This window comes from Spirillospora sp. CA-128828 (assembly GCF_050945415.1).
In the GTDB taxonomy this organism is placed as follows: Bacteria; Actinomycetota; Actinomycetes; order Streptosporangiales; family Streptosporangiaceae; genus Spirillospora.
In genome coordinates this window covers 5,245,964-5,259,163 of the sequence record NZ_CP191986.1, presented here as the reverse complement: position 1 = coordinate 5,259,163, position 13,200 = coordinate 5,245,964, and the positions used below count along the sequence as shown (strand labels likewise).

At 73.4% G+C, this 13,200-nt stretch carries 10 protein-coding genes; 3 read left to right on the top strand and 7 right to left on the bottom strand.

The annotated features are described in order from the left end of the window. Window positions 1–33: 33 nt before the first annotated feature. Entirely contained in the window at window positions 34–1,482 is a 1,449-nt protein-coding gene (gene argG / locus ACQPXG_RS25765; RefSeq protein WP_433461682.1) for an argininosuccinate synthase, read from the top strand. A gap of 27 nt (window positions 1,483–1,509) precedes the next feature. Here argG and ACQPXG_RS25760 read toward each other — a convergent pair whose 3' ends face one another. Further along, window positions 1,510–2,061 (bottom strand): Rv1733c family protein, encoded by a 552-nt coding sequence (locus ACQPXG_RS25760; protein WP_433461681.1) that lies wholly within the window; start codon window positions 2,059–2,061, stop codon window positions 1,510–1,512. Between the two features lie 119 nt (window positions 2,062–2,180). On the opposite strand from ACQPXG_RS25760, the gene ACQPXG_RS25755 reads away from it, so the two are divergent. Next, window positions 2,181–3,032 carry a universal stress protein gene (locus tag ACQPXG_RS25755; RefSeq protein ID WP_433461680.1) on the top strand — a complete coding sequence of 284 codons (852 nt, stop codon included), beginning with the start codon at window positions 2,181–2,183 and terminating at the stop codon, window positions 3,030–3,032. A 6-nt stretch (window positions 3,033–3,038) separates the two neighbouring features. Here ACQPXG_RS25755 and ACQPXG_RS25750 read toward each other — a convergent pair whose 3' ends face one another. From ACQPXG_RS25750 to ACQPXG_RS25735, 4 genes are all read right to left on the bottom strand, one after another. Continuing rightward, entirely contained in the window at window positions 3,039–3,629 is a 591-nt protein-coding gene (locus ACQPXG_RS25750; protein WP_433461679.1) for a TetR/AcrR family transcriptional regulator, read from the bottom strand. 86 nt (window positions 3,630–3,715) lie between these two features. After that, window positions 3,716–4,747, bottom strand: coding sequence for a 4-hydroxy-2-oxovalerate aldolase (gene dmpG / locus ACQPXG_RS25745; protein ID WP_433461678.1), 1,032 nt, complete (start codon window positions 4,745–4,747; stop codon window positions 3,716–3,718). Continuing rightward, the gene (locus ACQPXG_RS25740; RefSeq protein WP_433461677.1) at window positions 4,744–5,691 is read right to left on the bottom strand and encodes an acetaldehyde dehydrogenase (acetylating); all 948 of its coding nucleotides are present in this window, start codon (window positions 5,689–5,691) and stop codon (window positions 4,744–4,746) included. Before ACQPXG_RS25740 ends, dmpG begins: the two co-directional genes overlap by 4 nt. Next, on the bottom strand, window positions 5,688–6,485 hold the full coding sequence (locus ACQPXG_RS25735) for a 2-keto-4-pentenoate hydratase (RefSeq protein ID WP_433461676.1): 798 nt from the start codon (window positions 6,483–6,485) through the stop codon (window positions 5,688–5,690). Before ACQPXG_RS25735 ends, ACQPXG_RS25740 begins: the two co-directional genes overlap by 4 nt. A 93-nt stretch (window positions 6,486–6,578) precedes the next feature. On the opposite strand from ACQPXG_RS25735, the gene ACQPXG_RS25730 reads away from it, so the two are divergent. Further along, window positions 6,579–7,328, top strand: coding sequence for an IclR family transcriptional regulator (locus ACQPXG_RS25730; RefSeq protein WP_433461675.1), 750 nt, complete (start codon window positions 6,579–6,581; stop codon window positions 7,326–7,328). Here the strand turns inward: ACQPXG_RS25730 and ACQPXG_RS25725 are convergent. Then, complete coding sequence (locus ACQPXG_RS25725) at window positions 7,325–10,168, bottom strand: FAD-binding and (Fe-S)-binding domain-containing protein (RefSeq protein WP_433461674.1); 2,844 nt, start codon at window positions 10,166–10,168, stop codon at window positions 7,325–7,327. The two genes, ACQPXG_RS25730 and ACQPXG_RS25725, sit on opposite strands and share 4 nt — an antisense overlap. Before the next feature lie 42 nt (window positions 10,169–10,210). Then, window positions 10,211–12,937, bottom strand: coding sequence for a BTAD domain-containing putative transcriptional regulator (locus tag ACQPXG_RS25720; protein WP_433461673.1), 2,727 nt, complete (start codon window positions 12,935–12,937; stop codon window positions 10,211–10,213). Window positions 12,938–13,200 lie beyond the last annotated feature (263 nt).

Genomic DNA, 13,200 nt, shown 5'->3' with positions numbered 1-13,200 from the left:
CATGTTCATGCAGTAGCGTGCATACTTCTACTTATGTCGAAAGTGCTGACCTCCCTGCCCGTCGGTGAACGCATCGGGATCGCCTTCTCCGGTGGACTCGACACTTCGGTGGCGGTCGCCTGGATGCGCGACAAGGGCGCGATCCCGTGCGCCTACACCGCCGACATCGGGCAGTACGACGAGCCCGACATCGCCTCGGTGCCCGGCCGCGCCACGAAGTACGGGGCCGAGGTCGCGCGCCTGGTCGACTGCAGGGCCGCGCTCGTCGAGGAGGGGCTCGCGGCGCTGGCGTGCGGAGCGTTCCACATCCGGTCCGGCGGCCGCAGCTACTTCAACACCACCCCGCTCGGCCGGGCGGTCACCGGCACCCTGCTGGTCCGCGCGATGCTGGAGGACGACGTCCAGATCTGGGGCGACGGCTCCACCTTCAAGGGCAACGACATCGAGCGGTTCTACCGCTACGGGCTGCTGGCCAACCCGTCCCTCCTGGTCTACAAGCCCTGGCTGGACGCCGACTTCGTCACCGAGCTCGGCGGCCGCACGGAGATGTCGGAGTGGCTGCTCGCCCACGGCCTGCCCTACCGGGACAGCGTGGAGAAGGCGTACTCCACCGACGCGAACATCTGGGGCGCGACCCACGAGGCCAAGGCCCTGGAGCACCTCGACGCCGGCATCGAGCTCGTCGAGCCGATCATGGGCGTGCGGTTCTGGGACCCCGCGGTCGAGATCACCGCCGAGGACGTCACGATCGGCTTCGAGCAGGGCCGCCCGGTGACGATCAACGGCAAGGAGTTCGGGACCGCCGTCGACCTGGTGCTGGAGGCCAACGCCATCGGCGGCCGGCACGGCATGGGCATGTCCGACCAGATCGAGAACCGCGTCATCGAGGCCAAGAGCCGCGGCATCTACGAGGCGCCCGGCATGGCGCTCCTGCACGCGGCCTACGAGCGGCTCGTCAACGCGATCCACAACGAGGACACCCTCGCCACCTACCACGCCGAGGGACGGCGGCTCGGCCGCCTGATGTACGAGGGCCGCTGGCTCGACCCGCAGGCGCTGATGCTGCGCGAGTCCCTGCAGCGCTGGGTCGGGACGGCCGTCACCGGCGAGGTGCGGCTGCGGCTGCGGCGCGGCGAGGACTACTCCATCCTCGACACGTCCGGGCCGGCGTTCAGCTACCACCCGGACAAGCTGTCCATGGAACGTACCGAGGACTCCGCCTTCGGGCCCGTCGACCGCATCGGCCAGCTGACCATGCGCAACCTCGACATCGCCGACTCCCGCGCCAAGCTGGAGCAGTACGCCGGGCTCGGCATGGTCGGCAGCTCGCACCCGGCCCTGATCGGCGCCGCCCAGGCCGCCTCCACCGGCCTCATCGGCGCGATGCCCGAGGGCGGCGCCCAGGCGATCGCCTCCCGCGGCAAGGACTCCCGCGACGCCGAGGTCCTCGACCGCGCCGCGATGGAGTTCGGCACCGACTGACCGCTGCGGACGTACGGCCCGCCTGGTTCAGTGGTGGGCCAGGGCGGTCCAGCTCTCGTCCCAGAGGCAGTCGCGGCGGCGGTCGCAGCGGCGGCGGACGAGGAGGTAGACCGACAGGAGCGGCAGGCCCACGACCGTGAGCGCCATGGCCGCGGCGACGGACGTGGTCGCGAGGGTGTCGGTGCGGGTCTGCGGTCGCCGGACGGGGTTGCCCGCGGCGTCCACCCATATCTGGTGTCCCATGCCGGGCCGGACGGACTTGTCCGCCGGGACGACGGTGGTCCGCGGTCGGCCGTCGAGGGACGTCCAGACCAGCTCGGCGTAGGTGTGGTGCAGGCCGGCGCCGCCCTGCGAGTCGATGCGGGTGATCTGCGCGGTGATCCGGTGGACGTACCGGTGCTCGGCCTTGACGCCGCTGTAGTAGGCGTCGGCGCCCAGGATCGCCGAGCTGGGCGGGGCGAGCACCGTGAACAGGGCCGCGGCGCCGACGCCGACGGCCCACTGGCGGCGGTCGACGGTGCGTCTCAGATCATTGCGGTCGAAGCCGAACCGGCGGCGGACGCGTCCTAGCCTTCTCATTGCCTCCTCCTTGTCCGTGACAGTAATCGCTCATGAAAGTGGTCAGGCACGCGCCAGGGACGAAAGGCCCTTCTGGTGTGCGCCGCGGGCGCGCAGACTGGCAGGAGGAGGGCAGGCACATGGAGGGCGTAGAGAGGAACCAAGAAGGGCACGTCCTGTTCGGTTACGACGGGACGGCGCACAACGACGCGGCGTTGCGCTGGGCGGTCGAGGAGGCGCGGCTGCGCGGGGTGGAGCTGGTGATGTGCCACTGCTGGCACTGGCCCTACCCGGAAGAGCATGAAGACCGGCGGTGCGAAACGATCATGAGGCGCCGGGGGGAGAACCTCCTGGAGCAGGGCACACGGCGGGCGCGTGAGCTGGGCGCGCCCGGGACGGTGCGCAGGCTGCTGGCGCGGGGGCCGGTACCTGAGGCCCTGCACCGCGCGTCCGGCAGGGCGGAAGTGATCGTGGTCGGGGCACGCGAGCAACTGGACGAAGGGTCGACGGCGCTGGAACTGTCGGCGCGTGCGGGCCGACCGGTGGTCGTCGTCCGGGACGGGACTGGCCCGCGCCGTGTCGTGGCCGGGGCCGACGGGTCGGCGTGGTGCGACGCGGCGCTGGGATTCGCCGCGAGCGAGGCGGCCCTGCGCGAGTGGGACCTGCACGTCGTCTACGGGGCCTGGGAGCCCGGCGCGGTCGCCGATCACGAGCTGGCCCTGTTCAACGACCGGGAGCTGCTGGAGAAGACGCGCACCGCCGAACTGGAGGAGGCCGTCGGGCCATGGCGGGAGCGGTACCCGAAGGTCGAGATCCGGGTCTCGCTGACGCTGGAGCGTCCCCACGAGGCACTGTGCAACGCGGCGGACGACGCCGGCCTCCTGGTGCTGGGCGACCGGAGCGCCGGCACCGGCCCGCTGGGCTCGACCAGCTCGGAGATGCTCCGGAGCGCCCGCCGCACCGTCGCGATCGTCCCCGCCCGGCCCGCCTGAGGGCCGTCAGGGGTCGGCGACCAGGGCCTCCGTCGCGTGCAGGGCGGGGTCCGCGGGCAGGTCGGGGTCGAGGATCAGCTGGAGCATGAGGCCGTCCAGCATCGCGGTGAAGAGCATGGCGGTGCCCTCGCGGCGCTCGGCCGGCCAGTGCGGGCACAGCTGCTCCAGCCGGGCGGCGATCCGGCCCCGGACGGCCCGCGACCAGTCCCGCCGCTCGGCCCCCATCCGCGGGTCGCGCAGCGCCCGGACCAGCAGTTCCGCGGCGAGCCTGAGGTTGCGCTCACCGGCGATCATGCCCGGCACCAGGTCGCGCAGCGTGCGCAGCGCGGCCGGCGTGTCGGGCGCGGCGACCAGCGCGTCCACCACCGGATCGATGATCGTCTCGCTGGCGCGCTGGGCGACGGCGACGTGCAGCCCGGGCAGCCCGTTGAAGTAGTGGTGGAGCAGGCCCGGCCGGATGCGGGCGCGGTCCGCCACCGCCCGGGCGGTGATCGCGGGCCAGCCGCCCTCGGCGAGCAGATCGAGACCGATCCGGACGAGCTGGTCGCGGCGCGCCCGCCCGCGAGGAGTCGACGCGCGATTGTCCTCGTGGGTCATGCCGTTCAAGCTATCCCAACGGTTGCACCCTGCAAAGATCATGATCGCCGGAGCCCGCGCGCCGTCGCCGGGCGGGCTCCGGCGGATCAGGACGCGCGATCGCGCTCGGCGGCGAGCTGGAGGGCCACGTCGATGATCATGTCCTCCTGGCCGCCCACGTAGCCGGCCTCCCCGACCTTCTGCAGGATCTCGTGCGCCGGGACGCCGTACCGCTCGGCGGCCCGCTCGGCGTGCAGCAGGAAGCTGGAGTACACGCCCGCGTACCCCTGCGTGATCGCGCCGCGGTCGGCGAACGGCAGCCGGTTCAGGAACGGCTTCACCACGTCGTCGGCCGCCGCCAGCGCACCCTGCACGTCCACGCCGGTCGGGACGCCGAGCCGCTCGAACGTCGCGACCAGCACCTCGGTGGGGGAGTTGCCCGCCCCCGCCCCGAGCGCGCACAGCGCACCGTCGATCTGCCGGGCGCCGTTCTGCTGCGCCAAGACGGAGTTCGCGACGCCCAGCGACAGGTTCTGGTGGCCGTGGAATCCGACCTGCGCCTCGTGCCCGATCTCCTTGACCAGCGCGCTGATCCGCTCCTGCGCCTCGCCGAGGACGAGCGCGCCGGCGGAGTCGACGACGTAGACGCACTGCGCGCCGCCGTCCACCATGATCCGCGCCTGCCGCGCCAGCTCCTCCGGGCCGACCCGGTGCGACAGCATGAGGAACCCGACGGTCTCCATGCCGAGCTCGCGGGCGGCGGCGAAGTGCTGCAGCGACACGTCCGCCTCGGTGCAGTGCGTCGCGACCCGCGCGACGGAGGCGCCCGCGTCGTGCGCCATCCTCAGGTCGTGCACGGTGCCGAGGCCCGGCAGGAGCAGCACGGCGATCTTGGCATGGGTCGCCTCGTCCACGGCGGCGGCGACGAGCTTGACGTCGTCCTCCAGCGAGAAGCCGTAGTTGAAGGACGAGCCGCCGAGGCCGTCGCCGTGGGTGACCTCGATGACCTCCACCCCGGCGGAGTCGAGGGCGTGCACGACGCCGCGGACCTGCTCCTCGGTGAAGCGGTGCGCCATCGCGTGGCTGCCGTCCCGCAGCGTCGAGTCGGTGATCCTGATCTTGTCGATGACGTCGCTCATGAGGTGACCTTCCTGCGCGCGAGCTGCTCGCCGACCCGGGCGGCCGCCGCGGTCATGATGTCGAGGTTGCCGGCCCAGGGCGGCAGGTGGTCGCCGTTGCCGCGGACCTCCAGGAACACCGCGACGCGGGCCATTCCGTTCCAGATGTCGCGGGGTTCGTCGAACTGCGGCTCGACCCGCAGCGTGTAGCCCGGGACGTAGGCGGCGACCTCCGCGACCATCTTCTCGATCGACTCGGCGACCGCCCGGGTGTCGGCGTCCGACGGGATCGCGCAGAACACCGTGTCCCGCATGATCATCGGCGGGTCGACCGGGTTCAGGATGATGATCGCCTTGCCCCGCCCGGCGCCGCCGACCTGCTCGATGGCGCGGGCCGTGGTCTCGGTGAACTCGTCGATGTTGGCGCGGGTGCCCGGCCCCGCCGACCGGGACGCGATGGACGCCACGATCTCCGCGTACGGCACCGGGACCACCGACGACACGGCGTGCACGATCGGGATCGTGGCCTGCCCGCCGCACGTGATCATGTTGAGGTTCGGGGCGTCCGACAGCGAGTCCAGGTTGACCGGCGGGCACACGAGCGGGCCCGTGGCGGCGGGCGTCAGGTCGATCGCCGTGATCCCCGCCTCCTCGTAGCGGGGGGCGTTCGCCAGGTGCGCCTTCGCCGACGTCGCCTCGAACACGATGTCCGGCAGGGTCGGCTGCTTCAGCAGCCAGTCCACGCCCTCCGCCGACGCCGGGACGCCCATCGTGCGGGCGCGCTCCAAGCCGTCGGACTCCGGGACCACCCCCACCATCGAGTGGACGTCGATCAGCTCGCTGCGCGTCAGCTTGACCAGCAGGTCGGTGCCGATGTTGCCCGGCCCGACGATCGCAGCGGTCAGCTTGCGCTCGGTTGCCTGCGGGGGGACGACCCCCCCCGCCCCCCGGTTCGCTTCGCTCATGTGAGCTCCTCCTTCCCGAAACGGGCGGTGACCGACCCGATTCCGGCGAACGTCGCCGTCAGCGTCTCCCCGGGCGCGACCGGCACCGCCGCGGTGATCGAGCCGGGCAGCACCACGTGCCCCGCCTCCAGGTCCACGCCGCGCTCACCGAGCACGTTGGCCAGCCAGACCAGCGCGTTGATCGGCGAGCCGAGGACCGCGCCGCCCGCGCCGGTGTCGATCAGGTCGCCGTTGCGCCGCAGCAGGCAGCCCATCAGCGACAGGTCCTGGTCGGCCGGCCGGACCGGACGCGTGCCGAGCACGACACCGCCGCTGGACGCGTTGTCCGCGATCGTGTCCGGCAGAGTGATCTTCCAGTCCGCGATGCGGGAGTCGATGACCTCCAGCGCCGGCAGCACGTACTCGACGGCCGCGACGGCGTCCGCCGCGGTCGCGCCCGGTCCGGACAGCGGGCGGCCCAGCACGAACGCGATCTCCGGCTCGATCCGCGGCTGCAGGAACCGGCCGGTGTCGATCGGGCCGCTCTCCGGCAGGAACATCGTGTCCAGCAGGACGCCGAAGTCGGGCTGGTCCACGCCCATCTGGCGCTGCATCGCGGCCGAGGTCAGCCCGACCTTGTGGCCCTTGATCCGCGCGCCCGCGGCCGTCCACGCCTCGACCTGGGCGAGCTGGACCGCGTAGGCGTCGGCCACCGACATGTCCGGATGGTCCTTCGTCAGCGGCGAGATGGGAGTGCCGGTGGCGTACGCGTCGAGCAGCGCCGCCGCGGCCTTCTCCACGGAACCCGGGTCCATGAGCGTCCTTTCGTTCGTACGGGCAGGCCGAGCCTCTCCCGCCCGGACCACCGCGGGCAACGCGCCCGTCCCGCGTGGTGGGACACTTCTTGCATGCCGCCGCCCGTGCCGTCCGAGGACGGCTTCCTGCGCCGCGCCGTCGCGGTGCTGAGCGCCTTCCGCGCCGACGACGACGCCCTCGGCGCCGCCGAGCTCGGCCGGCGCAGCGGCCTGCCGAAGTCGACCGCGCACCGGATCGCCCTCGACCTCGTCGAGGCGGGGCTGCTGGAGCGGCAGGGCCCGCGGGTGCGGCTCGGGCTGAAGCTGTTCGAGATCGGGCAGCGGGTGCCGCGCCAGCGGGTGCTGCGGGACGCCGCCGCCCCGTACATGTCGGACCTTAGGGAGGCGACCCGGCAGACCGTCCATCTCGCGGTGCTGGAGGGCGGTGAGGTCGTCTACGTGGAGATCCTCGGTTCGTCCGGCGGGCCGCGGCTGCCGTCGCAGGTCGGCGGCCGGCTGCCCGCGCACGTGACCGGGGTGGGGAAGGCGATCCTGGCGTTCTCCCCGCCGGACGTGGTGACGGCCGTGCTGGAGTCCGGGCTGGTCAAGACCAGCGAGCGCAGCGTCACCGCGCCGGGCCTGCTCGCCAGGGAGCTGGAGCGGATCCACCGCGAGGGCGTCGCCTACGACCGGGAGGAGTCGGGCGCCGGGATCGTGTGCGCGGCGAGCCCCGTCCTCGGCCCGGACGGTCTCGCCCTCGGCGCCCTGTCGGTGTCGGGCTGGTCGAACAAGATGCGGCTCGCCGCCGCCGCGCCGGCCGTCCACACGGCCGCGCTCACGCTGTCGCGCACCCTGGGCGGCTAACGGTCCGGCAGGTGGCGGGCCAGGAGCTGCGCGAGGTGCTCGCCGTCGCGCTGCGCCAGCTCATGCAGCTGTGTGCGGCAGCTGAACCCGTCGGCGAGGACGACGTCGTCCTTCCCCGCGTTCCGGACGGCGGGGAGCAGCTGCTGCTCGGCGACCGCGACCGACACGTCGTGGTGGCCCTTCTCGACGCCGAAGTTCCCGGCGAGCCCGCAGCAGCCGCCGAGCCTGCCTACGTCCGCGCCCGCCTTCCTCAGCAGGGCGGCGTCCTTCGTCCAGCCCATGACGGCGTGGTGATGGCAGTGCGGCTGCGCGATCCCGGTGACACCGGAGAGGTCGGGCGGTGTCCAGTCCTCGGTCTCGGCGAGCAGTTCGGCGAGGGTGCGGGTCGCGGCCGCCACCTCGCGCGCCGCCGCCGCGTCCACCCCGCTCAGCAGCTCCTCGGCGTCGGAACGCAGCACGCCCGTGCAGGACGGCTCCATGCCGACGACCTTCGCGCCGCGCCGGACGAACGGCAGCAGCGCCCGGACGGTCCGCCGGGCCTGAGCGCGCGCCCCATCCAGCTGCCCGGTCGAGATCCACGTGATCCCGCAGCAGACCGGACGCTCGGTCACCGCCACGCGGTAGCCGGCGTGCTCCAGCACCTTCACCGTCGCCCGGCCGACAACGGGGGAGAACGCGTCGGTGAAGCTGTCCACGAACAGGACGACCTCGCCGTTGCGGCCCTCCGGGCTGCGATGGGACGCGAACCAGCGCCGGAAGGTCACGGGCACGAACGCGGGCAGCGTGCGCCGCCGGTCGATGCCCGCACCCCACGCGACCAGCGGTTTCAGGGCGCGTGACCGCATCGCGGCGTTCATCACCCTGATCGTCGCGGGCGCCCTGGCGGCGAGCCGCGTCCAGCGCGGAAGCCAGCCGAGCGCGTAGTGGGCGCGCGGCCGGAACCTCCTGCGGTACCGCTGGTGCAGCGCCTCCGCCTTGTAGGACGCCATGTCGATCCCGGTCGGGCAGTCGGAGGCGCAGCCCTTGCACGACAGGCACAGGTCGAGCACGTCGTGCAGGGCCTCGGACTTCCAGCCGTCCGGGCCGAGCTTGCCGCTGACGACCTCCTGCAGGACCCGGGCGCGCCCGCGCGTGGAGTCCTTCTCCTCGCGGGTGGCGAGGTAGGAGGGGCACATCACGCCGCCCGCCGCAGTGTTGTCGGCGCGGCACTTGCCCACGCCCGTGCACCGGTGCACGGCCCGGGAGAGGTCGCCGCGGTCGTCCCGGTAGGCGAGGCCGAGACCCCGGTTCAGCGGGATCGTCTGCACGGCGCGCAGATCGGCGTCCACCGCCGCCGGGCGGACGACGATACCCGGATTCAGCAGGTCGTCCGGGTCGAAGACGTCCTTGACGGCCGAGCACAGCGCCAGCGCCTCGGCGGAGTACATGTGCGGCAGCAGCTCGCTGCGCGCCCGCCCGTCGCCGTGCTCGCCGGACATCGTGCCGCCGTGCGACGCCGCGAGCGCCGCCGCGTCGTTCAGGAAGTCCCGGAAGATCCGCGTTCCGTCCGCCCGCCCGAACGGGAAGTCGATCCGCACATGGATGCAGCCGTCGCCGAAATGCCCGTACGGCACGCCGAAGAGGTCGTACTGGCCCAGCAGCGCCTCGAACTCCCGCAGGTAGGGGCCGAGCCGCTCCGGCGGGACGGCCGCGTCCTCCCATCCGGCGTGCGCCTGCTCGCCCTCGGGCGTGCGCGCGACGAGCCCCGAGCCGTCCTCGCGGATGCGCCAGAGCGCGTCGGCCAGCGCCATGTCCTCCACCAGCATCGAGTCGGCGCAGCCCGACTCGCCGACGAGCTTGCGCGCGGTCGCCCGCAACGCCCCGAGCTCGGGCCCGGCGAGCTCGACCAGCATCCACCCGGACCCTGCCGGCAGCGCCGGCACGGCGTCGGCGCCCCGTCGCTCCCGCACGACGTTCGCGATCCGCGCGTCCAGCCCCTCGCAGGCGACCGGCTCGTGCGGCAGGATCGCCGGGACTGCGTCGGCCGCCTCCGCCATCGACCCGTACCCGAGCACCACGAGCAGCCTGCACGCGGGCTCCCGCACCATGCGGATCCGCGCCGCCAGCGTCAGCGCGAGCGTCCCCTCGCTGCCCACCAGCGCCCGCGCGACGTCGAAGCCCTTCTCCGGCAGCAGATGCTCCAGCGAGTAGCCGGACACCTGCCGCCCGAACCGCCCGAACTCGGTCCGGACGAGCGCGAGGTTCTCGCCGACCAGCTCGCGAAGCCGGTCGAGAAGCCCGCCGCCCGCGGCGTCCCCGGGCACGTCCCCGAGCCGCAGCCGCTCGCCGGAGCCCGTCACCACGTCGAGCCCGAGCACGTTGTCGCTGGTCCGCCCGTACCCGAGCGCCCGCGACCCGCACGCGTTGTTGCCGATCATCCCGCCCAGCGTGGCTCGCGTCCGGGTGGACGGATCGGGTCCGAACCGCAGCCCGTGACCGGCCGCCATCTGGTGCAGCCGCGCCTGCACGATCCCCGGCTCGACCAGCGCCGTCCCGGCCTCCGGGTCGATCTCCAGCACCCGGTTCAGGTGCCGGCTGACGTCCACGACGACCCCGGGCCCGACCGCGTTGCCCGCGATGGACGTCCCGCCGCCGCGCATCGTGAGCGGCACGCCGGCCTCCCGGCACACCCCGAGCACGGCCGGCAGCTCGCCCGCCTCCCGCGGCGTCACCACGACCCGCGGCGGGACGCGGTACAGCGAGGCGTCCGACGAGTACATCGACCGCGCGAGCGCGGAGTCGTCCACCCCGCCCACTCCGGCCGCACGCAGCGCCGCCACCAGCTCGTGATGATCGCTCAAGCCCCGCCTCCGTCTCCACGATGGGACGGTTCCAACGGTAGGTCATGGCGCTCGCGGGGACGCGCCCAGGCGCGCCCGGACCCGCTCCGCCTGCGGGGCGCCCAGCTGCTCGAAGATGCCGAGCGCCTGCCCCCACAGCCGCCGTGCGGCGGCGCCGTCGCCGGCGTCGTTCCTGATCTTGCCGAGGTTCAGCAGCGCGAAGCCCTCGCCGAGGCGGTTGCCGATCGCGCGGGCGGCGCTCAGGGCCCGCCGCGAGTGGTCCTCGGCCTCCTCCAGGCGGCCGAGGTCACGGTAGGCCTGGCCGAGCGCCCACAGCGTCCGGCTCACCCCCCAGTGGTCGTCGACCTCCTCGAACAGCGCCAGGGCCCGCCGGGAGTGCTCGATGCCCTCGGCGGGGCGGCGGACCCTCCCGCAGATCTCCCCGAGCTGGTAGCGGACCCACGCCTCGCCCCACCGGTCGCCCAGGGCACGGAAGATCCTCTCCGCGCGTTCGCAGTCGTCGGTCGCCTCGTCGAACCGGCGGAGATCGGCGAGCGCCACGCTGCGCAGGGTTCGGGCCGACGCCTCGATCCACGGTTCGCCGATCTCCCGGCCGATCGCGACGGCCGCCGCGAACCGCTCGAACGCCTCGTCGAAGCGCTGCACATCCCGGTAGGCGTTGGCGATGCTCGTCAGCAGATGTGCTTCGCCGTACCTGTCGCCGCTCCCGCGGACGGCGTCGAGGCCGATGTCGTGCGTGACGATCCAGTCCGTCCACCGGGTGCGCAGGCTGAAGTAGCTCCAGAGCGTGAACGGGAGCTTCCACGCGACGTCGTGCAGGCCGGCTTCGGCGGCGTGCCGCGTCGCCGCGACCAGGTTGAGCCGCTCCTCATCGCACCACGTCAGCGCGGCGCCGGCGGAGGTCAGGACGGCGGGCCGGCATTCCGGCCGCGGCGGGTCCAGCGGAACGCGCCGGCGGCCGGGCATCAGGACCCGGTCGGCGGCGTCGGCCATGTGCAGGTACCAGTCGAGGACCCGCCGGACGGCCGCGTCCCGTTCCGGTTCCGGCTCGTCGGCGCCGGCGCGGTCCCGGGCGTAGACGCGGAGCAGGTCGTGCATCCGGTAGCGCCCGTGCGTCGTCTCCTGCAGCAGGTGCACGTCGGTAAGCGCTTCCAGTTGCTGCCGCGCGCGCTGCGTCTCCTGAGCGGTGAGGACGGCGGCCGCGTCCAGGCTGATGTCGGGCCCCGGGTGCAGGCCGAGGAGGCGGAACGTGCGGGCCGTGTCCGGCGGCAGCGCCCGGTACGACCAGCGGAACGCCGCGCGCACCGCCACGGTCTCGTCGTCGGCCGCCGCGAGCAGATCCAGCCGGCGGCGCTCGTCCTGGAGCTCCTGGGTCAGCTCGGCCAGCCTGAGGTGCGGGCGGACCGCGGCGCGTTCCGCGGCCAGCCGCAGCGCCAGCGGCAGGTTCGCGCAGAGCCGCGTCAGCTCCACCGCCGCCTCGGGTTCGGCGTCGACCCTCGCCGCCCCCATCACCTCGCGTAACAGCGCCAGCGACTCCGCCTGCGACAGGAGGTCGACGCGGATCCGGTGCGCGCCCGTGCGGACGACGAGGCCGGACATGCTGCCGCGGCTGGTCACGATCGTCATGCAGCCGCCCGTGCCGGGCAGGAGCGACCTGACCTGTGCCGACGAGGCCGCGTTGTCCAGCACGATCAGCATGCGCCGCCGATCGAGCTGAGACCGGTACATCGCGGCCCGCTCCTCCAGCGTCGAGGGGATCGCCGCGGGCGGAACATGGAGGGCGCGCAGGAACACGTCGAGCACCTCGTCCGGCCGGGCGGGCGGGCCCACCCGGCCGAAACCCCGCAGGTCCACGAACAGCGTCCCGTCCGGGAAGCGTTCGCGCACGCGGTGCGCCCAGTGCACGGCGAGGGTCGTCTTGCCCACCCCGGCCATGCCCGACATCGACGCGAGGACCACGGTGCCCGGGCGCGTGCCGATCTCCAGCAGGCCGGCGAGCCGTCCGAGCTCGTCCGTCCGGCCGCTGAACCCGGACACGTCGGGTGGCAGCTGCTGGGGCGCGGGCCAGGCCGGTCGTCCGCCCTGCGCGGCCCGCGCCGGGGCGGGGAGGTCCAGCGACGGGTCGTTGGCGAGCACCGCCGCCTCCAGCCGCCGCAGCCGGAGGCCGGGTTCGATGCCCAGTTCCCCGGTGAGCACGCGCCGGGTGTCGCGGTAGACCTGCAACGCCTCGGCCTGCCGGCCGGAGCGGTACAGGGCGAGCATCAGCTGCTCCCGGAACCGCTCCCGGAGCGGATGCTCGGCGGCCAGGGTGCGCAGCTCGGGGACCAGCTCGCCGTGCCGGCCCAGGTCCAGGCCGGCGGAGACCCGATCCTCGATGGCCGCCAGGCGCAGTTCGTCCAGGCGCACGGCCTCGTCGCGCAGCGGCGGGGACTCGCTGAGTCCCGCGTAGGCGTCCCCGCGCCAGAGCGCGAGCGCCTCGCTCAGTGCGGCGTGCGCGGCGGCGGGGTCCGCGCACTCACCGGCCGCACGCCCTTGGGCGACGAGGTCCGTGAAGCGCCGCGCGTCGAGCTCCCCGGGTTCCACGGTGAGCGCGTAGCCGGGCGAGATCCTGGCGATCCGCTCCGGCCTCTCCAGCGTCCGGCGCAGCGTGTGCACGTACATGCGCAGGTTCGCCGACGCCGACCGGGGCGGCCGCTCGCCCCACAGGGCGTCGGCGAGCAGATCGTCGGAGACCGGCGTATTGGCGTGGCGGAGCAGGACCGCCAGCACAAGGCGCAATTTGAACGACGTCAGTTCGAAGGCCCGCTCGCCTTCGGTGACCGAGAGTGGTCCTAATATTCCGAAGCGCATAGAGATGCCCCCGTCCCCGTACCGGGGACCTTAACACGCGGCGCGCTCCGGAGATCGGTGTTTCCCGCCGAACTGTAAATGATCAAGAAGGACGCCAGGCAGCCGTCCTCATGCTGATCTGGGACGCATATATACGGCGGATATACGGCGCGTGTACACGGCATTCTTAACGTGCGGCGCGT

Excerpts from the sequence above, each read along its gene's own strand:
- ACQPXG_RS25730 (WP_433461675.1), top strand. The coding sequence starts at position 6,579 with ATGCCGCCGCCCGTGCCGTCCGAGGACGGCTTCCTGCGCCGCGCCGTC.
- ACQPXG_RS25740 (WP_433461677.1), bottom strand. The coding sequence starts at position 5,691 with ATGAGCGAAGCGAACCGGGGGGCGGGGGGGGTCGTCCCCCCGCAGGCA.
- dmpG (WP_433461678.1), bottom strand. The coding sequence starts at position 4,747 with ATGAGCGACGTCATCGACAAGATCAGGATCACCGACTCGACGCTGCGG.
- argG (WP_433461682.1), top strand. The coding sequence starts at position 34 with ATGTCGAAAGTGCTGACCTCCCTGCCCGTCGGTGAACGCATCGGGATC.
- ACQPXG_RS25760 (WP_433461681.1), bottom strand. The coding sequence starts at position 2,061 with ATGAGAAGGCTAGGACGCGTCCGCCGCCGGTTCGGCTTCGACCGCAAT.
- ACQPXG_RS25750 (WP_433461679.1), bottom strand. The coding sequence starts at position 3,629 with ATGACCCACGAGGACAATCGCGCGTCGACTCCTCGCGGGCGGGCGCGC.
- ACQPXG_RS25735 (WP_433461676.1), bottom strand. The coding sequence starts at position 6,485 with ATGGACCCGGGTTCCGTGGAGAAGGCCGCGGCGGCGCTGCTCGACGCG.
- ACQPXG_RS25755 (WP_433461680.1), top strand. The coding sequence starts at position 2,181 with ATGGAGGGCGTAGAGAGGAACCAAGAAGGGCACGTCCTGTTCGGTTAC.